The organism is Enterobacter vonholyi, assembly GCF_008364555.1.
In the GTDB taxonomy this organism is placed as follows: Bacteria; Pseudomonadota; Gammaproteobacteria; order Enterobacterales; family Enterobacteriaceae; genus Enterobacter; species Enterobacter vonholyi.
The window spans coordinates 115,092-141,056 of sequence record NZ_VTUC01000037.1; the positions used below are offsets into that span (position 1 = coordinate 115,092).

Genomic DNA, 25,965 nt, shown 5'->3' on the forward strand with positions numbered 1-25,965 from the left:
CCTTGTTAAGCCGCCGGGGGACAGGACGTTCATCCAATAGTTGTCTTCGGGAGTGGGAAATGAAGCCTTTTTTGCGCTGGTGTTTCGTTGCGACAGCTTTAACGCTGGCAGGATGCAGCAACTCTGCCTGGCGTAAGAGCGAAGTCCTCGCAGTGCCATTGCAACCGACTTTGCAGCAAGAAGTGATTCTGGCACGCATGGAACAAATACTTGCCAGTCGGGCTTTAACCGATGAAGAACGCGCACAGCTTTTATATGAGCGCGGAGTGTTGTATGATAGTCTCGGTCTGAGGGCACTGGCGCGAAATGATTTTTCACAAGCGCTGGCTATCCGACCTGATATGCCTGAAGTATTCAATTACTTAGGCATTTATTTAACGCAGGCAGGCAATTTTGATGCTGCCTATGAAGCGTTTGATTCTGTACTTGAGCTTGATCCAACTTACAACTACGCGCACTTGAATCGCGGTATCGCATTGTATTACGGCGGTCGTGATAAGTTAGCGCAAGATGATCTGCTGGCGTTTTATCAAGACGATCCTAATGATCCTTTCCGTAGCCTGTGGCTTTACATCGTTGAGCGGAAGCTCAATGAGAAGCAGGCAAAAGAGGCACTGAAACAGCGCTTCGATAAATCGGACAAGGAACAGTGGGGATGGAACATTGTCGAGTTCTACCTGGGCAACATTAGCGAAGCAACGCTGATGGAACGCCTCAAGGCGGACGCAACGGATAACACCTCGCTCGCTGAGCATCTCAGTGAAACCAACTTCTATTTAGGTAAGTACTACCTAAGTCTGGGGGATATGGACAGCGCTACGGCACTGTTCAAATTAGCGGTTGCTAACAACGTACACAACTTCGTTGAGCACCGTTATGCATTGTTGGAATTATCGCTCTTGGGCCAGGAGCATGACGACCTGGCAGAATCGGACCAGCAATAGCTGACGACATAAACATCAGCCCGTAATCTTTTGATTGCCATCACCTTAACTGGTGAGGGCGTTGTTGTTCGTCAATACACCTACTTTGAGCCGGTTCACACTTTTCAATGAAAATTGCTAATCATTTTCACGATGAGCTAAGTAGACTGGCCGCCATTGACATTGAGGCACTCGTACTACATGGCTGAATTCGAAACCACTTTTGCAGATCTGGGCCTGAAGGCTCCTATCCTTGAAGCCCTTAACGATCTGGGTTACGAAAAACCATCTCCGATCCAGGCTGAGTGTATCCCACACCTGCTTTCTGGTCGTGACGTGCTGGGCATGGCCCAGACTGGTAGCGGTAAAACTGCAGCATTCTCGCTGCCGCTGCTGAACAACATTGATCCGGACCTGCGTGCACCGCAGATCCTCGTCCTGGCTCCAACCCGTGAACTGGCTGTTCAGGTTGCAGAAGCAATGACGGAATTCTCTAAACATATGCGCGGCGTAAACGTGGTAGCCCTGTACGGCGGCCAGCGTTATGACGTGCAGTTACGCGCCCTGCGCCAGGGTCCACAGATTGTTGTCGGTACGCCGGGCCGTCTGCTGGATCACCTGAAGCGCGGTACTCTGGACCTCTCTAAACTGAGCGGTCTGGTGCTGGATGAAGCAGATGAAATGCTGCGTATGGGCTTCATCGAAGACGTCGAAACCATCATGGCGCAGATCCCGGACGGTCATCAGACCGCGCTGTTCTCTGCCACCATGCCAGAAGCGATTCGTCGTATCACCAAACGCTTCATGAAAGATCCGCAGGAAGTGCGTATTCAGTCCAGCGTAACCACTCGCCCGGACATCAGCCAGAGCTACTGGTCTGTGTACGGCATGCGCAAAAACGAAGCGCTGGTACGTTTCCTGGAAGCGGAAGATTTTGATGCGGCGATTATTTTCGTTCGCACCAAAAACGCGACCCTGGAAGTGGCTGAAGCCCTGGAGCGTAGCGGCTACAACAGCGCAGCGCTGAACGGCGACATGAACCAGGCTCTGCGTGAGCAGACTCTGGAGCGTCTGAAAGACGGTCGTCTGGATATCCTGATTGCAACCGACGTGGCAGCACGTGGTCTGGACGTTGAGCGTATCAGCCTGGTTGTTAACTATGACATCCCGATGGATTCCGAGTCTTACGTTCACCGTATCGGCCGTACCGGTCGTGCGGGTCGTGCTGGCCGTGCGCTGCTGTTCGTTGAGAACCGCGAGCGTCGTCTGCTGCGTAACATCGAACGCACCATGAAGCTGACCATTCCAGAAGCGGACCTGCCAAACGCAGAGCTACTGGGCAAACGCCGTCTGGAAAAATTCGCCGCTAAAGTACAGCAGCAGCTGGAAAGCAGCGATCTGGATCAGTACCGTGCGCTGCTGTCGCAGATTCAGCCTGTTGCTGAAGGCGAAGAGCTGGACATGGAAACCCTGGCTGCAGCACTGCTGAAAATGGCTCAGGGCGAACGTAGCCTCATCGTGCCACCAGATGCACCGATGCGTCCTAAGCGTGAATTCCGTGACCGTGACGATCGCTTCGAACGTCGTGGCGACCGTAACGATCGTGGCCCACGTGGTGACCGTCCAGAGCGCGGTGGTGAAGACCGTCCACGTCGTGAACGTCGCGACGCAGGTGACATGGAACTGTACCGCATTGAAGTGGGCCGTGATGATGGCGTTGAAGTTCGTCACATCGTTGGCGCGATCGCTAACGAAGGCGACATCAGCAGCCGTTACATTGGTAACATTAAGCTGTTCGCATCCCACTCTACTATCGAGCTGCCAAAAGGCATGCCGGGCGAAGTGCTGCAGCACTTTACGCGTACCCGCATCCTGAACAAGCCGATGAACATGCAGCTGCTGGGTGATGCGCAGCCACGTCCTGACCGTGGCGGCGAACGTCGTGGCGGTGGTCGCGGTTTCGGCGGTGAGCGTCGTGAAGGCGGTCGCAGCGAAGGTCGCGGTGGTGAAGGTCGTCGTTTCTCCGGCGAGCGCCGCGAAAGCCGTGGCCCGCGTCGTGAAGAAGGCACCAGCCGTCGTCGTTTCGGTGACGCGTAAGCCTTACGCTTCTGACGTAAAGTAAAATATACAGCCCCGATTCATGCGATCGGGGCTTTTTTTATTCCTTTTGTACTCTTGTACTGGTACAGTGCGTCACATTAAAATGCAGAACCGTATGATTGACTGGAGAAAAGGCTGTATGGCGACACTAACCACCACCCAAACGTCACCTTCGCTGCTTGGCGGCGTGGTGATCATCGGCGGAACCATTATAGGTGCCGGGATGTTCTCCCTGCCCGTGGTCATGTCCGGTGCGTGGTTCTTCTGGTCGCTGGCCGCGCTGGTCTTTACCTGGTTCTGTATGCTCCATTCCGGGCTGATGATCCTCGAGGCGAACCTGAACTACAGGATTGGCTCCAGTTTCGACACCATCACCAAAGATCTGCTGGGCAAAGGCTGGAATCTGGTGAACGGGCTGTCCATCGCGTTTGTGCTGTATATCCTCACCTACGCGTATATTTCAGCGAGCGGCTCGATTCTGCATCACACCTTCTCGGAGATGTCGCTGAACGTTCCGGCGCGTCTGGCGGGGCTATGTTTCGCGCTGGCTGTGGCGTTTATCGTATGGATGAGTACCAAAGCGGTGAGCCGCATGACGGCAATCGTACTGGGCGCGAAGGTCATCACCTTCTTCCTGACCTTCGGCAGTCTGTTGGGGCACGTGACGCCCGCCACGCTGTTTAACGTCGCCGAAGTGAACACCTCCTACACGCCTTACCTGCTGATGACCCTGCCGTTCTGTCTGGCGTCGTTCGGCTACCACGGTAACGTGCCGAGCCTGATGAAGTACTACGGCAAAGATCCGCGCACCATTGTGAAGTGTCTGGTCTACGGCACGCTGCTGGCGCTGGGGCTGTATGTGATTTGGCTGCTGGGGACGATGGGCAACATCCCGCGTCCGGAATTTATCGGCATCGCCCAGAAGGGCGGTAACATTGACGTGCTGGTGCAGGCGCTGAGCGGCGTGCTGAACAGCCGCAGCCTGGATCTGCTGTTGGTTATCTTCTCTAACTTTGCGGTGGCGAGCTCTTTCCTCGGCGTAACCCTGGGCCTGTTTGACTACCTGGCGGATCTGTTCGGCTTTGATGATTCTGCGATGGGGCGCTTTAAAACCGCGCTGCTGACCTTCCTGCCGCCGATTGTGGGTGGCCTGCTGTGGCCGAACGGTTTCCTGTACGCCATCGGCTATGCAGGGCTGGCGGCAACCATCTGGGCGGCAATTGTGCCCGCGCTGCTGGCACGTAAATCACGTAAACGCTTCGGCAGCCCGAAATTCCGCGTCTGGGGCGGCAAGCCGATGATTGCGCTGATTCTGGTATTCGGCGTTGGTAACGCTCTGGTACACGTGCTGTCGAGTTTTAATCTGTTGCCCGTTTACCAGTAAAACGTGCTGTTTGAACCCCTCACCCCGGCCCTCTCCCATAGGGAGAGGGTGAAAAGCAAAAACTACCCCACCAACTCCTCTTTCACCTGCATCGCCAGCTCAAACGAGTGCAAACGCGCCTGGTGATCGAAAATCTGGCCGTTAACCATAATTTCATCCGCCTGCGTTTCGCGCAGCACCGCCTCCAGCCCGTGACGCACTTTCGCTTTATCGCCTACCAGCGACATGCTCAGCGCCTGCTGCACGCCATACTGTTCGGAGGCTGACCACAGCTGATGCATATTCTCCACCGGTGGCGGAAGCTGGCCCGTTTCACCGCGACGCAGCTTCACAAACGCCTGCTGCATGGAGGTAAACAGGAATTCCGCGTCGCGATTGCTGTCGGCGGCAACGATGTTGATACACACCATCGCGTACGGCTTCTCCAGACGCTCGGACGGTTTGAAGTTCGTGCGGTAGAGATGCAGCGCCTGATGCAGCATATCCGGCGCGAAGTGCGAGGCAAATGCAAACGGTAGCCCCAGTTGGGCGGCAAGCTGCGCGCTGTAGAGGCTCGAGCCCAGCAGCCACACCGGGATCTTCTCGCCGTAGCCCGGTACCGGACGCACGTGCGGGTTCGGATCGCGTGCGTCGAACCAGTCCACCAGTTCGGCCACGTCGCGCGGGAAGTTGTCGATATCGCCGCTCATATGGCGACGCAGGGCACGCATGGTAGGCTGGTCGCTGCCCGGTGCACGGCCAAGCCCTAAATCGATACGGCCCGGATAAAGGGTATTCAGGGTGCCAAACTGCTCGGCGATCACCAACGGAGAGTGGTTCGGCAGCATCACGCCGCCGGATCCCAGGTGCAGTGTGGTGGTGTTTGCCGCCAGATAACCAATCAGTACCGAGGTGGCGGCGCTGGCGATGCCCACCATGTTGTGGTGTTCGGCCAGCCAGTAGCGGTGATAGCCACGCTTTTCGGCCAGCTGAGCCAGATCCAGAGAGTGCGAAAAGGCTTCTCTTGCCGAGGAGCCTTGTGGGATCGGCGCCAGATCCAGCACCGAAAACGGAATGGTTTTGTCAGTCATAACAGCTCACTTTGTCGACGGTGAATCTTTAATACTGCATTAAAAAATGATAACCGTTGTTAACAAAGTGAGCCTTTTTTAGGCCTGAAGTTCCAGTCCTGCGAGCCGTCGCCAGTAGCCGTTACAGTCGCTGTTTGCCGTAAGCGGCAGCGGAGCAGCACCGTTTTCGTTGGCGCGGAAGGCATCCAGCATCGCAAACACGCCGTTATCGAGCGGTGACAGGCGCACCATATCCACCAGCCCGTCCATCGACGCCAGCTCGTTGCCAAGGTTATAGACATAGCCGCTCATGGTCTGAATGCCGTTGAGAACAAACACCTGCTGGTTCTCCTGGGACAGCATGCTGCGTCCGTTCGGGTACTTAATACAGCAGGTTTCGCACTCGTCTTTTGGACGGTCTTCCGAGCGTGCGGTAAAGCAGCGGGCGGAATAGGCCAGCGGCAGATGCCCGTAGCTCAGCACTTCCACTTCAAACTTGTTACGAATGCCCAACTCTTCGCACTGGGTCAGCAGGTTTGCCAGCCAGTCGCGGGAGAGCTCAACAGGCATACACCAGCGCGTCATCCCATGTTTGAGCAGCAGGCGCAGGGTCACGGCGTTGTAGCAGTTCAGGGCATGGCCCGCGACAAACGGCAGCCTGCGTTCGGCGCACATGTTCACCACGCCGAGATCGCTCGCCTCCAGCAGGAACTCGCCGTTCTCTACGTAGCGTTTCAGCTCGCCCAGTTCAGAAGATGCCTGCACCAGCGCGAGCGTGGAGAGCACGACCTGTTTGCCGCTGACGGCCAGGTTTTTCGCCATATCAAGCCAGTCGCCCACTTTGGTGGCGCGGCGTTTGCTACACACCGCTTCGCCGAGGTAAATCACATCGGCGCTGCTGGAGGCAGCCTGTTGGTAAAAATCTTCCAGCGTCTCTTTTGGCCAGTAGTAAAGCACCGGCCCTAATGAATATTTCATGATTTTCTCACTGCCATTTACGGTGATACGCGCCCAGCGTGGTTTGCGTGCCTTCGGACATCGATCCGAGCGTTTCCATCCAGGCCTGCTGCGGGGCGTAGTTCTGCGGGGCCGCCATGCAGCGGTCGATGGCCTGACGCCACACTTTCGCCACCTGGCTCACATAGGCCGGGCTGCGCTGGCGACCTTCGATTTTCACCGAGGCAATATTGGCCGCCAGCAGTTCAGGCAGCAGCTCGAGCGTATTAAGGCTGGTAGGCTCTTCGAGCGCGTGGTAGCGCTCGCCGTCGACCAGATAGCGGCCTTTACACAGCGTCGGATAACCGGCGTTTTCACCATCCTGATAGCGGTCAATCAGCACCTCATTCAGACGAGATTCCAGCCCCTGCGGCGTTTGCTGCCAGCGAACGAAGCGGGCAGGGGAGCAGGCCCCGACGGTATTCGGCGACTCGCCGGTCAAATACGAGGAAAGATAGCAACGGCCTTCGGCCATAATGCACAGGCTGCCAAAGGCAAAAACTTCCAGCGGCACTGGCGTGACGCGCGCGAGTTGCTTAACCTGATGAATAGAGAGTACGCGCGGCAGCACCACGCGGGCTACGTCAAAGTTTCGGTGATAAAATCGTACGGCCTCCTCGTTGGTGGCAGATGCCTGAACAGAGACGTGGCGCTCAATATGGGGATAGCGTTCTGCCGCATACTCAAGCATAGCGAGGTCGGCCAGAATCAGCGCATCGGCACCCAGCTGTGCCGCCATATCCACCGCGCGCTGCCAGCGGGCGTAGCCGTCAGGATGAGCAAAGGTATTGATGGCGATATGCAACTTGCGGCGGTGCTGGTGAACGAAGTTAACGGCTTCCTGAAGCTTTTTCTCCGTAAAGTTGAGGCCGGCAAAATGGCGGGCGTTGGTGTCATCTTTCAGCCCGATATAGACCGCATCGGCCCCATTTTCGATGGCCGCCTTAAGCGCCGGAAGATTTCCGGCTGGGCAGAGCAGCTCCATAATTTATCCTGATGTTGTCGATCGCAAAAATGTTAACGAGCTGGGATTTTAATTAACCCATACGCGACAATTTTTGATTTAAGGCAGCTAATGGCGTATTGATGGCACCAATAATGAGGTACGACGGACGATGGTTTGTTGATTTACGCCGCTATGTTGCGCTTCGGATATGGCAAAATAGCAGGACTATAGATATCAGGGAGTAAAGCTCGTGCTGGATAAACTGCGTTCACGTCTCGTACAATTTGGTCCATCAATGCTGAGCGTGCCGGTCAGGCTGGCGCCGTTCGCGCTTAAACGCCAGGTGCTGGAGCAGGTCCTGAGCTGGCAGTTCCGCCAGGCGCTGCAGGATGGTGAGCTGGAGTTCCTGGAAGGACGCTGGTTAAGCATTGAGGTGCGTGACATCGGGCTGCGCTGGTTTACCTCCGTTGAGAATGACCAGCTCATCGTCCGCGAAACCGCCGAGGCAGACGTGAGCTTTAGCGCCAACGCCAGCGATCTGCTGATGATCGCCGCGCGCAAGCAGGATCCGGACACGCTCTTCTTCCAGCGCCGTCTGGTGATTGAAGGCGACACGGAGCTGGGCCTGTACGTGAAGAATTTAATGGATGCCATTGAGCTGGAGCAGATGCCGAAAGCGCTGCGCGTGATGCTAATGCAAATGGCAGATTTCGTTGAGGCCGGGCTGAAAACCCCGCCGGACGGTAAACACACTTCAGTAGGTGAGCCATGCTGATTCGAGTCGAAATTGGGATTGATGCGCCGGGGATCGATGCGTTGTTGCGCCGAGCCTTTACGAGCGATGCCGAAGCCCAACTGGTCCACGATCTTCGCGAAGACGGCCTGATTACGCTGGGGCTGGTTGCCACCGATGATGAAGGTCAGGTGGTGGGCTATGTAGCCTTCAGTCCGGTAACCGTTCAGGGCGAAGAGCTGCAGTGGGTCGGTATGGCGCCGCTGGCGGTGGATGAAAACTATCGCGGGCAAGGGCTGGCGCGTCAGCTGGTCTATGAAGGGCTGGATTCGCTCAATGAGTTCGGCTATGCGGCCGTTGTAACGCTGGGCGATCCGGCGTTCTATGGCCGTTTAGGCTTCGAGCAGGCCGCGCGTTACGATCTGCGCTGCCGCTGGCCGGGTACGGAATCCGCTTTCCAGGTACACCGTCTGGCGGACGACGCGCTTAACGGCGTCAATGGGCTTGTCGAGTACCACGACCATTTCAACCGCTTTTAATCAGGCTCTCGCGTAGCGCCTCAAAGGAGCCGTCTCCGGTCACGAGGCGCTCTTTCTGGCGCTTCGTCAGCTGCTTGATGCGGTATTCCAGCCTGAGTGCCAGCGATCGGTCGCCGACCGCTGCTGAGAAGGCGAGCTGTAATTCTCCTTTCCCCCGCAGCGCTTTTGCCCCTTTCCCCGTTTGATGTTGTAAAAAACGCCGCCCCACATCGGTGGTGATCCCGGTGTAGAGTGCGTTATCAGCGGTTCGGACAAGATAGAGAAACCAGCACACGGTAAACAGATTCAGTATGTTAAGGTGAACGCACCATAGCATGAGAGAGAACGAAAATGGAAACACTGGCCGCCATTAACCGCTGGCTGGCGAAGCAGCACGTCGTCACCTGGTGCGTCTACAGCGAGGGTGAGATGTGGTGCGCAAACGCGTTTTACTACTACGATCCTGAGCGCGTCGCGTTTTATGTTATGAGCGAAGACAAAACGCGCCATGCGCAGATGACCGGCCAGCAGGCTAAGGTCGCGGGCACGGTGAACGGTCAGCCGAAAACGGTCGCGCTGATCCGCGGCGTGCAGTTTAAAGGGGAGATCCGTCGTCTGGACGGAGAAGAGAGCGACGCGCGTCGTAAGCATTACACGCGCCGCTTTCCGGTTGCCGCTGCGCTAAAAGCCCCGGTGTGGGAAATCCGCCTCGATGAGCTGAAATTTACCGACAACACCCTGGGCTTTGGCAAGAAGCTGCACTGGTTACGCGCCGAGCAGGCGTAGCGCTTCGCGGTTAAACGCCGGGAGATCGTCCGGGGTCCGGCTGGTGATCAGCTGGTCTTTGTCGTTGACCACCTCCTGATCGTAAAACTCAGCACCCGCGTTTTTGAGATCGATAACGATCGGTTTCACAGCCGTAAGCTTACGCCCTCGGACCACTTCTGCGCTGATGAGCAACTGCGGGCCGTGGCAGATGGCAAAGACCGGTTTGCCGGTAGAGACAAAGTCCCGGGTAAAGGTCACGAAACGCTCGTCCCCGCGCAGGGAATCCGGTGAGTGGCCGCCGGGTAACAGCAGGGCGTCGAAATCTGAGGGGCTAACGTTGTCGATGGTCTCGTCGATGGTCACGCTGGCCTCGCCCTTATGGCCTGTTACCGTTTTGCCCGCCTCTCTTTCAATGGTGATGACCTCATGTCCCGCCTTGCGGAACGCCTCTGCAGGAGAGGTGAATTCTGAATCTTCAAACTCGTCGGTAATCAAGACTGCGATTTTCTTGCCCATGCTTCCTCCGTTGTTTTGGCTTCAGACTGATTTTTCTCCGCTTGTGGTAAATACTTACCTGTAACAGACTTCTAAGTGTGGTCGACGACGCTGAGTTCGCAAACGGACAATTCTGTAAAGGGGATAAGATGAGTCAGGTATTGATTACGGGTGCTACCGGGTTAGTGGGCGATCACCTGCTGCGGCTGCTGATTCAGGATCGCCGCGTGAACTACATCGCCGCCCCGACGCGTCGACCGCTGGCGGACATCTCCGGCGTCTTTAATCCGCACGATCCCCAGCTGACGGATGCGCTGGCGCAGGTCCAGGACCCGATTGATATCGCCTTTTGCTGTCTGGGCACCACGCGGCGGGAGGCGGGGAGCAAAGAGGCATTTATCCACGCCGACTATACGCTGGTGGTGGACACCGCGCTTACGGCGAAAAAGCTGGGAGCCAGACATTTTCTGGTGGTCAGCGCGCTGGGCGCCAGTGCCGGATCGCCTTTCTTCTACAACAAGGTGAAGGGTAAGATGGAGGACGCGCTGATTGCGCAGAAATGGGAGCAGCTGACGATTGTGCGCCCCTCGATGCTGATCGGCCACCGGGACGAGCGCCGCTTTAACGAGTCCATCATGGCCCCGCTGTTTCGCATCCTTCCCGGCAACTGGAAAGCCATCGAGGCGCGGGACGTCGCGCGTGCGCTGTTAAAAGAGGGACTGGCCCCGTCGAAAGCGGGCGTAAACATTATCCCTTCGGCAAAACTGCGTGAAATCGCGCAGGGCGAGGCGTAAACTCCCCCGGCTAATAACTCATACTCTCCGGGGAATGCTATGACTGGTCAGTCTTCATCTCAGGTGGCAACACCTGTTCAATGGTGGAAGCCCGCACTCTTTTTTCTCGTGGTCATTGTTGGCCTCTGGTACGTGAAATGGCAGCCGTACTACGGTAAAGCCTTCACCGCCGCCGAAACGCACAGCATCGGTAAATCTATTCTCGCTCAGGCTGATGCCAGCCCGCTTCAGGCGGCGTGGGACTATGCCATGGTCTACTTTCTTGCCGTCTGGAAGGCCGCCGTCTTAGGCGTGATCCTGGGCTCACTGATTCAGGTGCTGATCCCGCGCAACTGGCTGGTGAAAACCCTCGGACAACCGCGCTTTCAGGGTACGCTGCTGGGAACGATCTTCTCCCTGCCGGGGATGATGTGCTCCTGTTGCGCCGCGCCTGTGGCTGCCGGGATGCGTCGCCAGCGCGTGTCGATGGGCGGCGCGCTGGCGTTCTGGATGGGCAACCCGCTGCTCAACCCGGCAACGCTGGTGTTTATGGGCTTTGTACTGGGCTGGCATTTTGCGTTCATTCGTCTGGTGGCCGGACTGCTGACCGTGCTGGTGGTGGCGACGCTGGTGCAGAATCTGGTGAAGGATAAGGCGCCAGAGTCCGCGTCTGTTGAGCTGGACGTTAGCGAGCCGCAGGGCAGTTTCTTCGCACGCTGGGGCAAGGCGCTATGGCAGCTTTTCTGGAGCACCATCCCGGTCTATATCCTGGCGGTACTGGTTCTCGGGGCGGCGCGCGTCTGGCTCTTTCCGCATGCGGATGGCGCTATCGATAACACGCTGTTGTGGGTCATTGCGATGGCCGTTGCAGGCTGCCTGTTTGTGATCCCTACAGCCGCAGAAATTCCCATTGTTCAGACCATGATGCTGGCCGGTATGGGCACCGCGCCGGTGCTGGCATTGCTCATCACGCTGCCTGCCATCAGCCTGCCGTCGCTGATTATGCTGCGTAAGTCATTCCCGGCGAAAGCGCTGTGGCTGACCGCAGGGCTAGTGGCGTTGAGCGGGGTGATAGTGGGGAGTATTGCGTTGATGTGAAAAAAAGCCCGGTGGCACGAGCGCTCACCGGGCTTACAGTTGGGTGTAGCTTACTTGATGTAAGTAAACGCGGTGGTGACGTGCTTCACGCCGCTCACCCGGCTGGCGATATCGGCCGCCGCTTTCCCTTCACGTTCGGTCACCAGACCCAGCAGGAACACTTCACCGTTTTCTGTCGTCACCTTCACGTTGGAGGATTTCACCTGGTCCGAGCCCAGCAGCTGGGAGCGTACTTTGGTGGTGATCCAGGTATCGGAAGAGGCATCACCCAGGCCAATTGGCTTGCCCTGACGCACTTCGTTAAACACCTCTGTGGTCCCTTCGACGCCCATCGCAATCTGTTTCGCACGAGAGGCGAGCTCCAGATTCGGTGCCTGACCTGCCAGCAGCACTTTGCCCTGATAAGCCGTCACGTTGATACGCGCTTCTTTCTTGATTTGTTCGTCTTTCGACAGCGCACTGTTGACGCGCAGCTCCAGCGTACCGTCATCCACCTGCGTTCCCACGGTGCGCGGATCGGTTGCCGCTTTGGTGCCTACCGCGGCGGTACCCACAACGGCCGCAGCGATACATCCCTGAAGCAGTAATGCAGACATAAGGACTGCGAGGGTCGATAAAGCCTTCATAAGAACTCCTTAATCATCCTGGTGAGGGAAAAGCGTGTTATCGATCAAGTCACATAAGCAGTTCACCGTGAGCATATGCATCTCCTGAATACGTGCGCTCCGGTGAGAAGGAATGCGGATTTCCACATCCTGCGGCCCAAGCAGACCCGCCAGCTCACCCCCGTCATAGCCGGTTAAGGCCACGATGGTCATGTCGCGGGTGACGGCGGCTTCAACGGCTTTGACAATATCCCGGCTATTGCCGCGCGTGGAGATGGCCAGCAGCACATCTCCGGCATGACCCAGAGCTCGCACCTGCTTTGCGTAAATTTCGTCATGCAGACGATCGTTAGCAATCGCCGTTAAGACCACATTATCGGTATTAAGTGCAATGGCAGGTAAACTGGGGCGTTCTGTTTCAAAACGATTGATCATGCTGGCAGCAAAATGCTGTGCGTTGGCGGCTGACGTGCCGTTGCCACAACAGAGGATTTTGTTGCCGTTAAGCAGGGATTGCACCAGCGTCATTGCGGCACGCGAGATAGCATCCGGAAGGGCTTCCGCCGCGGCAATCTGAGTCTGGATGCTTTCTGTGAAGCACACTTTAATTCTTTCGAGCACGTTATCCCTTTTAAATCTTAATTATGCGTCTTCGCCAAAAGCGTTTTTAAGCCATTCGATCTCATTTCCGGTGAAGGCTATCACATCGAACCGGCAATCCACAGTATCAAAACTCCCATTATGGCGGGCAAGCCACAAGTGGGCAGTCTGTAATAATTTATGTTGTTTGGCGAGCGTCACGCTGGCGGCAGCACCGCCAAAACGAGAGGACTGTCGAAAGCGGACTTCTACAAACACGGTGACCTGACCGTCTTTCATGATCAGGTCGATTTCGCCGCCGCGCCCGCGGACGTTGGCGGCGATAAAACGCAGTCCTTTGCCTTCAAGCCAGCGACGCGCCTTTAATTCCCACGCATCGCCGGTCTCTTTTCGGCTTAACTGGCCGGGACGATCTGCCCCTGCTGGTATTTGAGCCATGATAACTTCCTGTTGATCACGCAGTCCTGGGTGGCGGTCAGATCGCCGGTATTGCCGTTAAGCTCAAAGCCCGGCACCTGGCGCATCTGGGTAAAGTGGTTCGCCAGCGCCCATGCATCGACACCCATCGCATACAGACGCGCCAGAGAATAATCGTTACGTACGGTACTCAGCGCCTGCTGCATCAGCGCCGGATTGCTGCCAGCCAGCATTGGGATTTCGCTGTACTGCAGACCGTCCATTTCCAGACGGAAATCCGGGCCGGCGGTGCCCTGCGCGCTGCGTGAGCTGGCGTAGAGCGTTGCGCCGCTCTGGCTGCCGTTACGCATCGCGATCATCGGTTTGATAAAGGCGATCTCCTGCGGCGTGGCAACGATATAGGCCGCATCCACTTTACCGCCACCGCTAATCTGTGCGTCGGTAGGCGGGGCCGGGATCGTCAGGCCGCCAATCGTCACGCCCTGCTGCTGCGGCAGGCTCGCGGTGACAGGACTGCCGTTAAGCGCGATACCCGCTCCACCGTTTACGCCCGCACGCAGTTCAGAGACGGAGCCGAATTTCTGCTGCAGCACGACGCCGCCGCCCAGCTTCTGCCACTCATCGGCAAAGGCATTCGCCACGCGATCGCCCAGCGCGCTGCGTGGGATGAGCAGCAGCGGAGCCTGCTTACCCTGCTCGTGAATATGACGCGCCGCATCGCGGGCTTCATCTTCAGGGGAAAGCGCGAAGTAGCAGATATTGGCCCGGTTCTGAACCTGCTCAGGCTGGTTGAGCGCCAGCACGTTCAGCGTGGTATTGCTCTTCATCAGCTCTTCCACGTTGTTTTTCAGCAGCGGGCCGACAACGATGCTCGCCCCGTCCTGTTGAACCTGCGCCAGAACCTGGTCAAGCGGCTGCGAGCTGGTGTCGTAAATTTTCACCTCAGCGCCCGGGTTGGCGCTGGTGGTTGCTACGGCCTGCGGCTGAGCGGCAGGCTGGGCCGCGGGTTGTGCAGTCTGCTGCTGAGGCTGTTCTGCCGTTGCGTCAGGTGCTGGTGCCGCTTGGGTCTCGGCCGGAGCCTGGGTCGCAGGTGCTGTTGTCGCCGGTGCAGCTGTAGCCTGAGGCGTCGTCGGGGCCGTCACCGGGTTTTGCATCGTGCCCTGCGCCGGAGCTTGCGCCGTGGTCAGGTCGCTGGTCTCGGCGGCGGATGGGCTGACAACATCACTCACGTTAGCCGCCTGGGCCGCCTGAGCGGGAACAGCGCTGCCGGTTACCGACGTAGTGCCGTTTTTCGCTGCTTCAAAGCCCTGCTGAATGGTACGGCCAAACACCGCCGCCTGGCCGTTGAGCGGCAGAAGCAGGGCGATTTTGCTGGTAGACGCTGGCTTAAAGTTCTGTACGTTCACCAGCTGGGTTGGCAGCATTTTCGCCCCCGGGTTTTGCGGGTAACGTGTCTGCCAGTCCGTAATACCGGCTTTTAGCATCTTTGGATCGCTGCGGTTGTTAAACCACATCTGCTGCAGATCCAGCCAGCCCTGAAGAACGTTTTCATCGGCGTTGATGACCAGAGCCTGCGCCTGTTCCTGCGTCATCGACGCCAGCGCTTGCCAGGTGGCATCAATATTTTTCTGCTTCTCGGCACCGCCGAGCAGCGGCTCTTGCGCGATGAGGGCGCGGAGCAGCGTCAGGGAAGGGCGCCCCTGCTCAGCGGTAATGCCCGCCTGCCAGAAGCGAGCCTGCTGGTTTTTATCCAGCGCGCTCACGTCAATGTCCCCGAGGATCTTCTTCGCGGCGGCGTAATCTTTCAACGCGACCTTCAGCTCGGCAGAGAGCAGGCTCTGCTCGCGACGCTGGGCGTCGTTAAGATCTTTCGGCAACTGGTTAAACAGTTCGGCAGCCTGCTGGGTTTTACCCTCTTTCAGCAGTGCACGAATGGCGAGTAATTGCCAGTTGGTCTTGGTATCATTTGAACTCTGCGACATTTGCTGCAGATAAAAGCCAGAATCAGCCTGAGCGGAACCCTGAAGATGGGCGGTGCTCTGGTCAGGTGCCTGGGTGCCACAGCCTGCAAAGATCAGGGCTGCCAGCAGAAGCGGCACGCTGCGCGTGGCTTTTTTTCGAAGAAACGTTAACGGTACCATACTGTATCCAGTGATTTTTTTTACGCAATGCTCAATATTAAATCGGCAATACGGACGAAACAATGAAACAACACGAAACGGCAGATAATTCTCAAGGCCAGCTTTATATTGTACCTACTCCTATCGGGAATTTGTCTGATATTACCCAACGTGCGCTCACCGTACTGCAAGCTGTTGATTTAATTGCTGCTGAAGATACCCGCCACACCGGCCTGCTGCTGCAACATTTCGCGATTAACGCCCGTTTGTTTGCTCTGCACGATCACAATGAGCAACAAAAAGCCGAAACGCTGGTGGCGAAGCTGAAAGAGGGGCAGAACATTGCTCTGGTCTCCGACGCCGGTACGCCGCTGATCAACGATCCCGGCTATCACCTGGTGCGTACCTGTCGCGAAGCCGGTATTCGCGTTGTGCCGCTGCCCGGGCCGTGCGCCGCGATTGCTGCATTAAGCGCTGCAGGTCTGCCGTCTGACCGTTTCTGCTATGAAGGCTTCCTGCCTGCCAAATCCAAAGGCCGCCGCGACGTTTTAAAAGACCTGGAAGCGGAACCGCGCACCCTGATTTTCTACGAATCCACGCACCGCCTGCTGGAGAGCCTGGAAGATATGGTGACCGTCTGGGGAGAAGGCCGCTACGTGGTGCTGGCGCGCGAGCTGACCAAAACCTGGGAAACGATCCACGGCGCGCCGGTGGGTGAACTGCTGGCGTGGGTGAAGGAAGACGAAAACCGCCGCAAGGGCGAAATGGTGCTGATTGTCGAAGGACATAAAGCGCAGGAAGACGCGCTGCCAGCCGACGCGCTGCGCACGCTGACGCTGCTGCAGGCGGAACTGCCGCTGAAGAAAGCCGCTGCGCTGGCGGCAGAAATTCACGGCGTAAAGAAAAATGCGCTGTATAAGTATGCGCTGGAGCAGCAGGGGGAGTAAGGCATCCCCTGCCGGTTTTTGCCGGGTGGCGGCTACGCCTTACCCGGCCTACGGATCGTTATGCGTCTTTTAGCCAACAGATATCGCCTCAAACTGGAAGGTTTGCGGCTTGTCCGACGGGTTACCTCAATGCGGGATAGATGTGGGACGGAAAATCACGTCACCGGTGCCGGGTTGAACACCGCCAGCTGGTTATGTAATCCCCATTGATCGGAGAAGGTTTTCTTCCGCCCGCTGGCGACATCCAGAATGAAGTGGAACAGCTTCCAGCCCACGTCCTCAATACTCTCTTCTCCGGTCGCGATAGTACCCGCGTTGATGTCCATTAAGTCATACCAGCGGTTTGCCAGCTCGGTGCGTGTCGCCATCTTGATCACCGGTACCGCCATCAGGCCGTACGGCGTGCCGCGCCCGGTGGTAAAGACCTGCACCGTAATGCCGGATGCGACCTGCTGCGTGCCGCAAACGAAATCGCTGGCCGGCGTTGCCGCGTAAATCAGGCCGCGTTTCGTCGGGCGCTGGCCCGGAGAGAGCACTTCCACAATCGCGCTCTGCCCGGATTTGGCAATCGAACCAAGGGCTTTTTCCACCACGTTTGCCAGGCCGCCTTTCTTGTTGCCTGGAGACGGGTTGGCGCTGCGGTCGGTTTTGCCCATCTCGAGATAGCTATCGTACCAGGCCATTTCCTCAAGCAGGCGCTTGCCGACCTCTTCATTAACGGCGCGCGGCGTCAGCAGATGGATGGCGTCACGCACTTCGGTCACCTCGGAGAACATCACCGTGGCGCCGCAGCGAACGAGCAGATCGGACGCATAGCCCACCGCCGGGTTGGCCGTCACGCCGGAGAAGGCATCGCTGCCGCCGCACTGGGTTCCGACCACCAGCTCCGACGCCGGGCACGTTTCACGCTGTCGCTGGTTAAGCTTGTCCAGATGGCGCTCTGCCACCTGCAGAATATCGTCGACCATTGAGCGGAAACCAACGTGGCGTTCGTCCTGCAGGCGCACGATGCTGGCCTCGTCTGCCGGAATGGCTTTCACATCTTCGGTGCCCTGCAGCAGGCGCTCTGGCTGCAATTTTTCACACCCCAGACCGATGACCATCACCTCGCCGCCAAAGTTCGGGTTCAGGGCAATATTGTGAATGGTACGGATAGGTACCACGGCGGCGGGGGCGTTAATCGCCACGCCGCAGCCGTAGAGGTGGTTCAGGCCCACCACGCCGTCGACGTTCGGGTATTTCGGCAGCAGGTCGCGCTCGATGATTTTCACCACGTAATCCACCACGCCCGCCACGCAGTGCACGCTGGTGGTAATGCCGAGCAGGTTCTTGGTGCCGACGCTGCCGTCCGCGTTGCGGTAGCCTTCGAAGGTATAGCCCTCCAGCGGAGGAAGCGGTTCCGGCACGCGGGTCGCCAGCGGAAGCGTGTTCAGCGGCGGCGCTTCCGGCAGCGCCACCAGCGACTCTTCAACCCAGCTCCCCTGTGGTATAGCGCGAACGGCATAGCCGATGACTTCACCGTAACGTACGATTTCGCTATTAGCAGGGATATCCACCAGGGCGACTTTATGTCCCTGTGGAATATGCTCAATCAGTTCCAGCCCGTCCGGGAAGCGGGTGCCCGCTTTTAAGCCATTGTCGTTGACAATAATCGCCACATTATCGGTGTCGTGTACTTTGATATAAAACGCCGTCGGCGATGCCTGTCGAATTTCAATGTCGGCCATTGTTCACTATTCTCCAGCAAAGTGTCTGATAATAAATTCAGCCATTTTTCTAATGGTAGAAATAAATACGCGGCTTTCAGAAATAAAGCATGTCAGTAGAATGAATAGCAAAATGTGATCCCGATCGCTTCAGAACCCGTAATCCTTGATTCTGTGCATTAGCGCCCAGTGCTTTGTGCATATGCAAAAATTTTTATCAAAATATACCGTAATACCTGAGCATTAAAACAATGTGCGGTCGCGGATTGCGCCTTATACTGAATGACGTTTTTATCACGCCAGAATAATAAATATCATGCTGGCGCGGTGTCTGAATAAATAAAATGATACTGAAAAAGGCTGCGGAATTAAAAAGGTAAATACGATGAATAACGATATCTTCCCGAATAAATTTAAAGCGGCTCTTGCGACGCACCAGATTCAGATTGGCTGCTGGTCCGCGCTGGCAAACCCTATCAGCACCGAAGTGCTGGGCCTGGCCGGTTTCGACTGGCTGGTGCTGGACGGCGAACATGCGCCGAACGATATCAGCACCTTTATTCCGCAGCTGATGGCGCTTAAAGGCAGCCACAGCGCCCCGGTAGTGCGTGTCCCCACCAACGAGCCGGTGATTATCAAGCGCCTGCTGGATATCGGCTTCTATAACTTCCTGATCCCGTTTGTGGAGACAGAAGAACAAGCGGCACTGGCCGTAGCCTCTACGCGCTATCCGCCAGAAGGGATTCGCGGCGTTTCCGTTTCGCATCGCGCCAATATGTTTGGCACCGTGCCGGACTACTTCGCGCAGTCCAACAGCAACATCACCATTCTGGTTCAGATTGAGAGCCAGAAGGGCGTTGATAACGTCGATGCGATTGCAGCCACCAACGGCGTGGACGGTATCTTCGTTGGCCCAAGCGATCTGGCTGCCGCCTTTGGCCATCTGGGTAATGCCAGCCACCCTGACGTGCAGCGCGCGATCCAGCACATTTTTGCCCGTGCTAAAGCACACTGCAAACCGTGCGGCATTCTGGCACCGGTTGAGGCTGACGCCCGTCGCTATCTGGAGTGGGGAGCCACGTTTGTTGCCGTCGGTAGCGACCTCGGCGTATTCCGCTCGGCCACGCAGAAATTAGCCGACGCTTTTAAAAAATAATCATCATTGAGGAAACAGATTATGACGCTGAAAGTGGGTTTTATTGGCCTGGGCATCATGGGTAAACCAATGAGTAAGAACCTCATCAAAGCGGGTTACTCACTGGTGGTATCCGATCACAATCCGCAGGCCGTGGCAGAGGTGATAGCGGCTGGCGCTGAAACGGCCACCACCGCGAAAGCCATTGCCGAGCAGTGCGATGTCATCATCACCATGCTGCCTAACTCCCCACATGTCAAAGAGGTTGCGCTGGGTGAAAACGGCATTATCGACGGCGCGAAGCCCGGCCTGGTGCTGATCGATATGAGCTCTATCGCACCGCTTGCAAGCCGTGAAATCAGCGAGGCGCTAAAGGCAAAGGGTGTCGATATGCTGGATGCGCCGGTCAGCGGCGGTGAGCCGAAAGCGATCGACGGCACGTTGTCGGTGATGGTCGGCGGTGATAAAGCCGTTTTCGATAGATACTACGACCTGATGAAAGCGATGGCGGGCTCCGTGGTGCACACGGGAGAGATTGGGGCGGGTAACGTGACCAAGCTGGCAAACCAGGTGATTGTGGCACTCAACATTGCCGCCATGTCTGAAGCACTGACGCTGGCAACCAAAGCGGGCGTCAATCCGGACCTTGTCTATCAGGCCATTCGCGGCGGTCTGGCGGGCAGCACCGTACTGGATGCCAAAGCGCCGATGGTGATGGATCGTAATTTCAAGCCGGGATTCCGCATCGACCTGCACATTAAAGATCTGGCGAACGCGCTGGATACGTCACACGGCGTGGGCGCACAGCTGCCGCTGACCGCAGCAGTTATGGAGATGATGCAGGCGCTGCGTGCCGATGGCCTGGGCACGGCAGATCACAGCGCGATTGCATGCTATTACGAAAAACTGGCGAAGGTGGAAGTGGCGCGTTAATCACGGCTTTCCCATACCTGGGGGTGACAGCGGCGTGCAAACCCTCTATACTGCGCGCCGAAGCTGACCAGACAGTCGCCGCTTCGTCGTCGTCCCTTTCGGGGGAGACGGGCGGAGGGGAGGAAAGTCCGGGCTCCATAGGGCAGGGTGCCAGGTAACGCCTGGGGGGGAAACCCACGACCAGTGCAACAGAGAGCAAACCGCCGATGGCCCGCGCAAGCGGGATCAGGTAAGGGTGAAAGGGTGCGGTAAGAGCGCACCGCGCGGCTGGTAACAGTCCGTGGCACGGTAAACTCCACCCGGAGCAAGGCCAAATAGGGGTTCACATGGTACGGCCCGTACTGAACCCGGGTAGGCTGCTTGAGCCAGTGAGCGATTGCTGGCCTAGATGAATGACTGTCCACGACAGAACCCGGCTTATCGGTCAGTTTCACTTCTTAAAAAACCCCGCTTCGGCGGGGTTTTTGCTTTCTGAATGTTGCTGGTCGGGTAAGCGCTGCGCCGCCCGGCAACCGAACAAACGACATCAATTCTCATATTTGCGACATTAAGCACATTTCACTGTTTTTATCCCCACAGTATCGCTCCTGCGTCTATAGACGATCGCCATCACAAAATTTCACGCTAAAGAATGCACGATTTTCAGTATTGAAAATTTGTTATGATTGTTATCTTAATGATCGCGAAACTTTTCTCGTTTGATATGCATATATTTAAATCAAATACATTTCTCCCGTGAATATGTGACGTATTCCACTCTTTTCCTCAAGCCTGAAAATTCGCGTTAGAAAAACTTGATAAATTGAAAGAATGTTTCAAACAAATAGCGGTTATTTATTGGCCTTTAATTGCCTGAAATATCGTCTTTATTGATTTTTTCCGGACGGTAAAATTTATCCGGGTTATCGCCATAAAATTAATTTATTACCGCTATTTTTGTTGATCAATATCAGCGTAGTAGCATATTTATATCGTTGTATGCTAATGAAATATAACGATTTTATTTTGTTTTTGGTATGTGGGTTAAAGGGTCGGGAAAGCAAATTGTGAGTAACAGCACATACCCCTTTAAAGATTATTGAGTAGAATTCACCCCGTCATAGGGAAATAAGCGCAGAATATTATGAACACTATTATTCTACCGAAAACACAGCACCTCGTGGTATTTCAGGAAGTCATTAAAAGTGGCTCCATAGGTTCTGCAGCAAGACAGCTGGGCCTGACGCAACCTGCCGTCAGCAAAATCATCAGCGATATTGAGACCTACTTCGGCGTGGAAGTGATGGTGCGTAAAAACACCGGCGTAAAACTCACTGCCGCGGGCCAGGTTCTGCTCTCGTACTCAGAGTCGATCACCCGCGAAATGAAAAACATGGTGAGTGAAATTAACAGCCTGAGCTTCAGCACCGTTATGGACGTCTCCTTTGGTTACCCGTCGCTAATCGGCTTTACCTTCCTGTCTGAGATGATCAAAAAATTCAAGGAAGTGTTCCCGAAAGCACGCGTCTCGATGTATGAAGCCCAGCTCTCATCTTTCCTTCCGGCCATTCGCGACGGTCGTCTGGATTTCGCTATTGGCACCCTGAGCGATGAAATGTTGCTTCAGGATTTGCACGTCGAACCGCTGTTTGAGTCCGAATTTGTGCTGGTCGCCAGTAAAACGCGAACGTGCACCGGCCCGACGACACTGGCATCGCTCACGCATGAGCAGTGGGTGATGCCGCAAACCGATATGGGCTACTACAAAGAACTTCTGACCACCCTGCAAGACAACCACATCAGCATCGAAAGCATCGTCCAGACCGATTCGGTCGTCACCATTTATAACCTTGTCCTGAATGCCGATTATCTGACGGTGATTCCCCGCGACATGATTGCGCCATTCGGGTCCGATCAATTTATTGTGCTGCCTGTGGAAGATGAATTACCCGTGGCGCGTTATGCCGCCGTGTGGTCAAAAAATTACAGGATTAAAAAATCGGCGTCAGTATTAGTTGAGCTGGCAAAACAATATTCGTCGATGAATATCGAAAGACGACGATGAATAATTAGTATTTATTTTAAAACACCCAGCGCGTTAACGTGTTAACGCGCTGACACCCTGACTTTGCCTGAAAAGAATGAATTATTATAACGAGGATATTATGCATATTACCTACGATCTCCCTGTAACCATTGAAGATATTCAGGACGCCAGAAAACGACTGGCAGGAAAAATATATAAAACCGGTATGCCTCGCTCGAATTATCTCAGCGAACGCTGTAAGGGCGAAATATTCCTGAAGTTCGAGAACATGCAGCGTACCGGCTCGTTTAAGATCCGCGGGGCGTTTAACAAATTAAGCTCGCTGACCGACGCTGAAAAACGCAAAGGCGTTGTCGCCTGCTCCGCGGGAAACCACGCGCAGGGGGTATCCCTCTCCTGCGCGATGCTTGGCATCGACGGCAAAGTGGTGATGCCGATGGGGGCGCCGAAGTCTAAAGTGGCCGCGACGCGCGACTACTCGGCGGAAGTCGTGCTGCACGGCGAGAACTTCAACGACACCATCGCCAAAGTCAGCGAAATCGTCGAGATGGAAGGGCGTATTTTTATCCCCCCTTACGACGATGCAAAAGTCATTGCCGGACAGGGCACCATCGGTCTGGAAATTCTTGAAGATTTATATGACGTGGATAACGTCATTGTGCCTATCGGCGGCGGTGGACTAATTGCCGGGATTGCAACGGCAATTAAATCCATCAATCCCACCATTAATATCATCGGCGTACAGTCTGAAAACGTGCACGGAATGGCGGCCTCCTGGCATGCCGGAGAAATAACCAACCATCGCGTTACCGGCACGTTAGCCGACGGCTGCGACGTCTCTCGCCCGGGGAAGTTAACCTTCGAGATCGTTCGTGAATTGGTCGATGACATTGTGCTGGTGAGCGAAGACAACATTCGCGACAGCATGATCGCGCTTATTCAGCGAAATAAAGTGGTGACAGAAGGTGCCGGCGCGCTGGCCTGTGCCGCGTTATTAAGCGGCAAGCTTGATCACTATATTCAGGGTCGTAAAACCGTCTGCATTATTTCCGGCGGCAATATCGATCTCTCCCGTGTTTCCCAAATTACCGGCTTCGTTGACGCATAAAGGTGACCTATGAGCAACACAGAAAGCATTATCGTTGGCCAGACAAAAACGTCCTCCTGGCGTAAGTCTGATACCACCTGGACGCTTGGCCTGTTTGGTACCGCCATTGGCGCAGGCGTGCTGTTCTTCCCCATCCGCGCGGGCTTTGGCGGATTAATCCCCATCCTGCTGATGCTGGTTCTCGCGTTCCCGATTGCGTTTTACTGCCACCGCGCGCTGGCGCGTTTGTGTCTCTCCGGCAGCAATGTCTCAGGCAACATCACCGAAACGGTGGAAGAGCACTTTGGTAAGACGGGTGGCGTGGTCATCACGTTCCTCTACTTCTTCGCCATTTGCCCGCTGCTGTGGATTTACGGCGTCACCATTACCAACACCTTTATGACCTTCTGGGAAAACCAGCTCCAGCTGCCTGCGCTGAACCGCGGCGTGGTGGCGCTGTTCCTGCTGCTGCTGATGGCCTTTGTTATCTGGTTTGGTAAAGACCTGATGGTGAAGGTCATGAGCTTCCTGGTATTCCCGTTTATTGCCAGCCTGGTGCTGATTTCCCTGTCGCTGATCCCTTACTGGAACTCGGCGGTGATCGACCAGGTCAACCTGAGCGATCTCGCCTTCACCGGCCATGACGGCATTCTGGTCACCGTGTGGCTGGGTATCTCCATCATGGTCTTCTCCTTCAATTTCTCGCCTATCGTCTCCTCTTTCGTGGTCTCCAAGCGCGAAGAATACGAGCCGGAGTTCGGAAAAGAGTTCACCGAGCAGAAATGTTCCAAAATCATCGGTCGCGCCAGCCTGTTGATGGTGGCCGTGGTGATGTTCTTTGCCTTTAGCTGCCTGTTTACGCTCTCTCCGCAGAACATGGCGGACGCCAAGGCGCAGAACATTCCGGTGCTCTCTTACCTGGCGAACCACTTTGCGTCAATGTCCGGGACAAAATCGACGTTCGCGACGGTGCTGGAATACGGTGCCTCCATCATCGCGCTGGTTGCTATCTTCAAATCTTTCTTCGGTCATTACCTGGGCACGCTGGAAGGGCTGAATGGCCTGATCCTCAAGTTCGGCTACAAGGGCGACAAGAAGAAAGTCTCTGTTGGCAAACTGAACACCATCAGCATGGTGTTCATTATGGGCTCCACCTGGGTTGTGGCCTACGCCAACCCGAACATTCTCGACCTTATTGAAGCCATGGGCGCACCAATCATCGCCTCTCTGCTGTGCCTGCTGCCGATGTATGCCATCCGCAAGGCACCGGCGCTGGCGAAATACAAAGGGCGTACCGAGAACGTCTTTGTTACCGCGGTCGGCCTGCTGACCATTCTGAATATCGTTTACAAACTGTTCTAACCCATTGCTCAGGAAGAGCGGAGTCACATGATGATTGAGTTTCCGGTTGTACTGGTTATTAACTGCGGATCGTCCTCTGTTAAGTTTTCGGTGCTCGACGCCAGCAGCTGCGATGCCCTGATGACGGGCATTGCAGACGGGATCAACACCGAGAAGGCCTTTATTTCCGTGAACGGGGGTGAGCCGGTCAGGCTGGCTCACCAGGACTACGAAGGGGCGCTGGCTGCCATCGCCCTTGAGCTGGAGAAGCGTAACCTGATGAGCAGCGTGGCCTTAATTGGACATCGCATTGCGCACGGCGGCGACCTCTTCAGTGAGTCGACCCTGATCACGGAAGAAGTGATCGAGCAGATCCGCCAGGTCTCCCCGCTGGCACCATTGCATAACTACGCCAACCTGAGCGGCGTGGAAGCCGCAGAGCACCTGTTCCCGGGCGTGCAGCAGGTGGCGGTATTTGATACCAGCTTCCACCAGACGCTGCCGCCGCAGGCGTATCTGTACGGATTGCCGTACCGCTATTTTGAAGCGCTGGGCGTGCGCCGCTACGGCTTCCACGGCACCTCTCACCGCTACGTGGCCGCGCAGGCGCATACGCTTCTCGGGCTGTCCCCCGATGACAGCGGCCTGGTGATTGCCCATCTCGGCAACGGGGCGTCCATCTGCGCGGTGCGCAACGGTGAAAGCGTCGACACCTCGATGGGGATGACGCCGCTGGAAGGTCTGGTAATGGGTACGCGCTGCGGCGACGTGGACTTCGGCGCGATGGCGTGGATTGCCCAGCAGACCGGCCAGTCGTTAGAGGATCTGGAGCGCGTGGTCAATAAAGAGTCGGGATTGCTTGGGATCTCCGGCATCTCCTCCGATTTACGCGCGCTGGAGAAAGCCTGGCACGAAGGCAATGAGCGGGCGCAGCTGGCTATCCATACCTTTGTTCACCGCATTGCGCGACATATCGCCGGGCACGCGGCGTCGCTGCACCGCCTGGATGGGGTGGTCTTTACCGGCGGCATTGGCGAAAACTCGAAGCTTGTCCGCGCGCTGGTGGCGGAACATCTGAAAGTCTTCGGCATCATCCTCGACGACGCTAAAAATGCCCTGCCGGGCAGCGCGGGTGAGCGCGTGATCTCCACCGAATCGTCCCGCGTGGCCTGCGCGGTGGTCCCTACCAACGAAGAAAAAATGATCGCGCTGGACGCCCTCCGTCTTGGGAAGGTTACCCCGGCTGCGGCTTACGCCTGATAAAG

General features: G+C 56.2%; 26 protein-coding genes and 1 other RNA gene. 17 read left to right on the forward strand and 10 right to left on the reverse strand.

The annotated features are described in order from the left end of the window. Window positions 1-59 precede the first annotated feature (59 nt). From nlpI to mtr, 4 genes are all read left to right on the forward strand, one after another. Complete coding sequence (gene nlpI, locus F0319_RS19410; RefSeq protein ID WP_149367574.1) at window positions 60-944, forward strand: lipoprotein NlpI; 885 nt, start codon at window positions 60-62, stop codon at window positions 942-944. Window positions 945-1,051: 107 nt separating this feature from the next. Next, window positions 1,052-1,132 (forward strand): protein YrbN, encoded by an 81-nt coding sequence (gene yrbN, locus F0319_RS22580; RefSeq protein ID WP_100122156.1) that lies wholly within the window; start codon window positions 1,052-1,054, stop codon window positions 1,130-1,132. Then, window positions 1,125-3,020, forward strand: coding sequence for a DEAD/DEAH family ATP-dependent RNA helicase (locus tag F0319_RS19420; RefSeq protein ID WP_111964959.1), 1,896 nt, complete (start codon window positions 1,125-1,127; stop codon window positions 3,018-3,020). Before yrbN ends, F0319_RS19420 begins: the two co-directional genes overlap by 8 nt. Before the next feature lie 142 nt (window positions 3,021-3,162). Next, window positions 3,163-4,407 (forward strand): tryptophan permease, encoded by a 1,245-nt coding sequence (gene mtr / locus F0319_RS19425; protein ID WP_047646463.1) that lies wholly within the window; start codon window positions 3,163-3,165, stop codon window positions 4,405-4,407. A 62-nt stretch (window positions 4,408-4,469) separates the two neighbouring features. Here the strand turns inward: mtr and F0319_RS19430 are convergent, their stop codons facing one another. The 3 genes from F0319_RS19430 to ubiU all read right to left on the reverse strand — a co-directional run bounded on the left by F0319_RS19430 (window position 4,470) and on the right by ubiU (window position 7,437). After that, window positions 4,470-5,477, reverse strand: coding sequence for a luciferase-like monooxygenase (locus F0319_RS19430; protein WP_149367575.1), 1,008 nt, complete (start codon window positions 5,475-5,477; stop codon window positions 4,470-4,472). A gap of 78 nt (window positions 5,478-5,555) precedes the next feature. Continuing rightward, window positions 5,556-6,434, reverse strand: a complete 879-nt coding sequence (locus F0319_RS19435; RefSeq protein WP_149367576.1) for a U32 family peptidase — start codon at window positions 6,432-6,434, stop codon at window positions 5,556-5,558. 7 nt (window positions 6,435-6,441) lie between these two features. Further along, window positions 6,442-7,437, reverse strand: coding sequence for a ubiquinone anaerobic biosynthesis protein UbiU (ubiU, locus tag F0319_RS19440; RefSeq protein ID WP_149367577.1), 996 nt, complete (start codon window positions 7,435-7,437; stop codon window positions 6,442-6,444). A gap of 211 nt (window positions 7,438-7,648) precedes the next feature. On the opposite strand from ubiU, the gene ubiT reads away from it, so the two are divergent. Next, window positions 7,649-8,173: a ubiquinone anaerobic biosynthesis accessory factor UbiT gene (gene ubiT / locus F0319_RS19445; RefSeq protein WP_149367578.1), complete on the forward strand. Its 525-nt coding sequence runs from the start codon at window positions 7,649-7,651 to the stop codon at window positions 8,171-8,173. Further along, entirely contained in the window at window positions 8,167-8,670 is a 504-nt protein-coding gene (locus F0319_RS19450; protein WP_111964955.1) for a GNAT family N-acetyltransferase, read from the forward strand. The genes ubiT and F0319_RS19450 overlap by 7 nt, the downstream gene beginning before the upstream one ends. Here the strand turns inward: F0319_RS19450 and F0319_RS19455 are convergent. Then, window positions 8,657-8,986: a GIY-YIG nuclease family protein gene (locus F0319_RS19455; RefSeq protein ID WP_111964954.1), complete on the reverse strand. Its 330-nt coding sequence runs from the start codon at window positions 8,984-8,986 to the stop codon at window positions 8,657-8,659. The two genes, F0319_RS19450 and F0319_RS19455, sit on opposite strands and share 14 nt — an antisense overlap. A 14-nt stretch (window positions 8,987-9,000) precedes the next feature. Between F0319_RS19455 and F0319_RS19460 the strand changes: the two genes are divergently transcribed. Next, on the forward strand, window positions 9,001-9,435 hold the full coding sequence (locus F0319_RS19460; RefSeq protein WP_008501485.1) for a YhbP family protein: 435 nt from the start codon (window positions 9,001-9,003) through the stop codon (window positions 9,433-9,435). On the opposite strand, the gene F0319_RS19465 is transcribed toward F0319_RS19460, so the two are convergent. Beyond that, the gene (locus F0319_RS19465) at window positions 9,415-9,933 is read right to left on the reverse strand and encodes a type 1 glutamine amidotransferase domain-containing protein (RefSeq protein ID WP_111964953.1); all 519 of its coding nucleotides are present in this window, start codon (window positions 9,931-9,933) and stop codon (window positions 9,415-9,417) included. The genes F0319_RS19460 and F0319_RS19465 overlap by 21 nt on opposite strands. Window positions 9,934-10,061: 128 nt before the next feature. Here F0319_RS19465 and F0319_RS19470 point away from each other — a divergent pair, with 128 nt between their 5' ends. After that, a complete protein-coding gene (locus F0319_RS19470) occupies window positions 10,062-10,706 on the forward strand; it encodes an NAD(P)H-binding protein (RefSeq protein ID WP_111964952.1) in 645 nt (214 codons plus the stop codon). 39 nt (window positions 10,707-10,745) lie between these two features. Next, window positions 10,746-11,783, forward strand: a complete 1,038-nt coding sequence (locus F0319_RS19475) for a permease (RefSeq protein WP_149367579.1) — start codon at window positions 10,746-10,748, stop codon at window positions 11,781-11,783. A 50-nt stretch (window positions 11,784-11,833) separates the two neighbouring features. On the opposite strand, the gene dolP is transcribed toward F0319_RS19475, so the two are convergent. From dolP to F0319_RS19495, 4 genes are read right to left on the reverse strand one after another with little or no spacing between them, the layout of a single operon-like run. Beyond that, window positions 11,834-12,409 carry a division/outer membrane stress-associated lipid-binding lipoprotein gene (dolP, locus tag F0319_RS19480; protein ID WP_111964950.1) on the reverse strand — a complete coding sequence of 192 codons (576 nt, stop codon included), beginning with the start codon at window positions 12,407-12,409 and terminating at the stop codon, window positions 11,834-11,836. Between the two features lie 9 nt (window positions 12,410-12,418). Continuing rightward, entirely contained in the window at window positions 12,419-13,009 is a 591-nt protein-coding gene (diaA, locus tag F0319_RS19485) for a DnaA initiator-associating protein DiaA (protein ID WP_003861754.1), read from the reverse strand. Window positions 13,010-13,030: 21 nt separating this feature from the next. Beyond that, entirely contained in the window at window positions 13,031-13,426 is a 396-nt protein-coding gene (locus F0319_RS19490) for a YraN family protein (RefSeq protein WP_111964949.1), read from the reverse strand. Then, complete coding sequence (locus F0319_RS19495; protein WP_149367580.1) at window positions 13,384-15,546, reverse strand: penicillin-binding protein activator; 2,163 nt, start codon at window positions 15,544-15,546, stop codon at window positions 13,384-13,386. Before F0319_RS19495 ends, F0319_RS19490 begins: the two co-directional genes overlap by 43 nt. A gap of 62 nt (window positions 15,547-15,608) precedes the next feature. Here F0319_RS19495 and rsmI point away from each other — a divergent pair, with 62 nt between their 5' ends. Next, a complete protein-coding gene (rsmI, locus tag F0319_RS19505) occupies window positions 15,609-16,472 on the forward strand; it encodes a 16S rRNA (cytidine(1402)-2'-O)-methyltransferase (RefSeq protein WP_149367581.1) in 864 nt (287 codons plus the stop codon). A 155-nt stretch (window positions 16,473-16,627) separates the two neighbouring features. Here rsmI and garD read toward each other — a convergent pair whose 3' ends face one another. Then, complete coding sequence (gene garD / locus F0319_RS19510; RefSeq protein ID WP_149367582.1) at window positions 16,628-18,199, reverse strand: galactarate dehydratase; 1,572 nt, start codon at window positions 18,197-18,199, stop codon at window positions 16,628-16,630. A 364-nt stretch (window positions 18,200-18,563) separates the two neighbouring features. Between garD and garL the strand changes: the two genes are divergently transcribed. From garL to tdcD, 7 genes are all read left to right on the forward strand, one after another. Then, window positions 18,564-19,334, forward strand: coding sequence for a 2-dehydro-3-deoxyglucarate aldolase (gene garL / locus F0319_RS19515; protein ID WP_149367583.1), 771 nt, complete (start codon window positions 18,564-18,566; stop codon window positions 19,332-19,334). Window positions 19,335-19,355: 21 nt separating this feature from the next. Beyond that, window positions 19,356-20,246 (forward strand): 2-hydroxy-3-oxopropionate reductase, encoded by an 891-nt coding sequence (garR, locus tag F0319_RS19520; protein ID WP_149367584.1) that lies wholly within the window; start codon window positions 19,356-19,358, stop codon window positions 20,244-20,246. Window positions 20,247-20,305: 59 nt separating this feature from the next. Then, window positions 20,306-20,682: RNase P RNA component class A (gene rnpB, locus F0319_RS19525), an RNA gene on the forward strand. A gap of 687 nt (window positions 20,683-21,369) precedes the next feature. Further along, window positions 21,370-22,290, forward strand: coding sequence for a transcriptional regulator TdcA (gene tdcA / locus F0319_RS19530; protein ID WP_111964943.1), 921 nt, complete (start codon window positions 21,370-21,372; stop codon window positions 22,288-22,290). 100 nt (window positions 22,291-22,390) lie between these two features. Further along, window positions 22,391-23,380, forward strand: a complete 990-nt coding sequence (gene tdcB / locus F0319_RS19535) for a bifunctional threonine ammonia-lyase/L-serine ammonia-lyase TdcB (protein ID WP_133295183.1) — start codon at window positions 22,391-22,393, stop codon at window positions 23,378-23,380. A 9-nt stretch (window positions 23,381-23,389) separates the two neighbouring features. After that, window positions 23,390-24,721 (forward strand): threonine/serine transporter TdcC, encoded by a 1,332-nt coding sequence (gene tdcC / locus F0319_RS19540; protein ID WP_149367585.1) that lies wholly within the window; start codon window positions 23,390-23,392, stop codon window positions 24,719-24,721. Window positions 24,722-24,751: 30 nt separating this feature from the next. After that, complete coding sequence (tdcD, locus tag F0319_RS19545) at window positions 24,752-25,960, forward strand: propionate kinase (protein ID WP_149367681.1); 1,209 nt, start codon at window positions 24,752-24,754, stop codon at window positions 25,958-25,960. Window positions 25,961-25,965 lie beyond the last annotated feature (5 nt).

Excerpts from the sequence above, each read along its gene's own strand:
- mtr (WP_047646463.1), top strand. The coding sequence starts at position 3,163 with ATGGCGACACTAACCACCACCCAAACGTCACCTTCGCTGCTTGGCGGC.
- rsmI (WP_149367581.1), top strand. The coding sequence starts at position 15,609 with ATGAAACAACACGAAACGGCAGATAATTCTCAAGGCCAGCTTTATATT.
- F0319_RS19455 (WP_111964954.1), bottom strand. The coding sequence starts at position 8,986 with ATGCTATGGTGCGTTCACCTTAACATACTGAATCTGTTTACCGTGTGC.
- yrbN (WP_100122156.1), top strand. The coding sequence starts at position 1,052 with ATGAAAATTGCTAATCATTTTCACGATGAGCTAAGTAGACTGGCCGCC.
- F0319_RS19475 (WP_149367579.1), top strand. The coding sequence starts at position 10,746 with ATGACTGGTCAGTCTTCATCTCAGGTGGCAACACCTGTTCAATGGTGG.
- F0319_RS19430 (WP_149367575.1), bottom strand. The coding sequence starts at position 5,477 with ATGACTGACAAAACCATTCCGTTTTCGGTGCTGGATCTGGCGCCGATC.
- F0319_RS19495 (WP_149367580.1), bottom strand. The coding sequence starts at position 15,546 with ATGGTACCGTTAACGTTTCTTCGAAAAAAAGCCACGCGCAGCGTGCCG.
- F0319_RS19465 (WP_111964953.1), bottom strand. The coding sequence starts at position 9,933 with ATGGGCAAGAAAATCGCAGTCTTGATTACCGACGAGTTTGAAGATTCA.
- F0319_RS19470 (WP_111964952.1), top strand. The coding sequence starts at position 10,062 with ATGAGTCAGGTATTGATTACGGGTGCTACCGGGTTAGTGGGCGATCAC.
- F0319_RS19420 (WP_111964959.1), top strand. The coding sequence starts at position 1,125 with ATGGCTGAATTCGAAACCACTTTTGCAGATCTGGGCCTGAAGGCTCCT.
- tdcD (WP_149367681.1), top strand. The coding sequence starts at position 24,752 with ATGATTGAGTTTCCGGTTGTACTGGTTATTAACTGCGGATCGTCCTCT.
- dolP (WP_111964950.1), bottom strand. The coding sequence starts at position 12,409 with ATGAAGGCTTTATCGACCCTCGCAGTCCTTATGTCTGCATTACTGCTT.
- F0319_RS19460 (WP_008501485.1), top strand. The coding sequence starts at position 9,001 with ATGGAAACACTGGCCGCCATTAACCGCTGGCTGGCGAAGCAGCACGTC.
- nlpI (WP_149367574.1), top strand. The coding sequence starts at position 60 with ATGAAGCCTTTTTTGCGCTGGTGTTTCGTTGCGACAGCTTTAACGCTG.
- garD (WP_149367582.1), bottom strand. The coding sequence starts at position 18,199 with ATGGCCGACATTGAAATTCGACAGGCATCGCCGACGGCGTTTTATATC.
- ubiU (WP_149367577.1), bottom strand. The coding sequence starts at position 7,437 with ATGGAGCTGCTCTGCCCAGCCGGAAATCTTCCGGCGCTTAAGGCGGCC.
- garL (WP_149367583.1), top strand. The coding sequence starts at position 18,564 with ATGAATAACGATATCTTCCCGAATAAATTTAAAGCGGCTCTTGCGACG.
- tdcC (WP_149367585.1), top strand. The coding sequence starts at position 23,390 with ATGAGCAACACAGAAAGCATTATCGTTGGCCAGACAAAAACGTCCTCC.
- garR (WP_149367584.1), top strand. The coding sequence starts at position 19,356 with ATGACGCTGAAAGTGGGTTTTATTGGCCTGGGCATCATGGGTAAACCA.
- tdcB (WP_133295183.1), top strand. The coding sequence starts at position 22,391 with ATGCATATTACCTACGATCTCCCTGTAACCATTGAAGATATTCAGGAC.
- F0319_RS19450 (WP_111964955.1), top strand. The coding sequence starts at position 8,167 with ATGCTGATTCGAGTCGAAATTGGGATTGATGCGCCGGGGATCGATGCG.
- tdcA (WP_111964943.1), top strand. The coding sequence starts at position 21,370 with ATGAACACTATTATTCTACCGAAAACACAGCACCTCGTGGTATTTCAG.
- F0319_RS19490 (WP_111964949.1), bottom strand. The coding sequence starts at position 13,426 with ATGGCTCAAATACCAGCAGGGGCAGATCGTCCCGGCCAGTTAAGCCGA.
- F0319_RS19435 (WP_149367576.1), bottom strand. The coding sequence starts at position 6,434 with ATGAAATATTCATTAGGGCCGGTGCTTTACTACTGGCCAAAAGAGACG.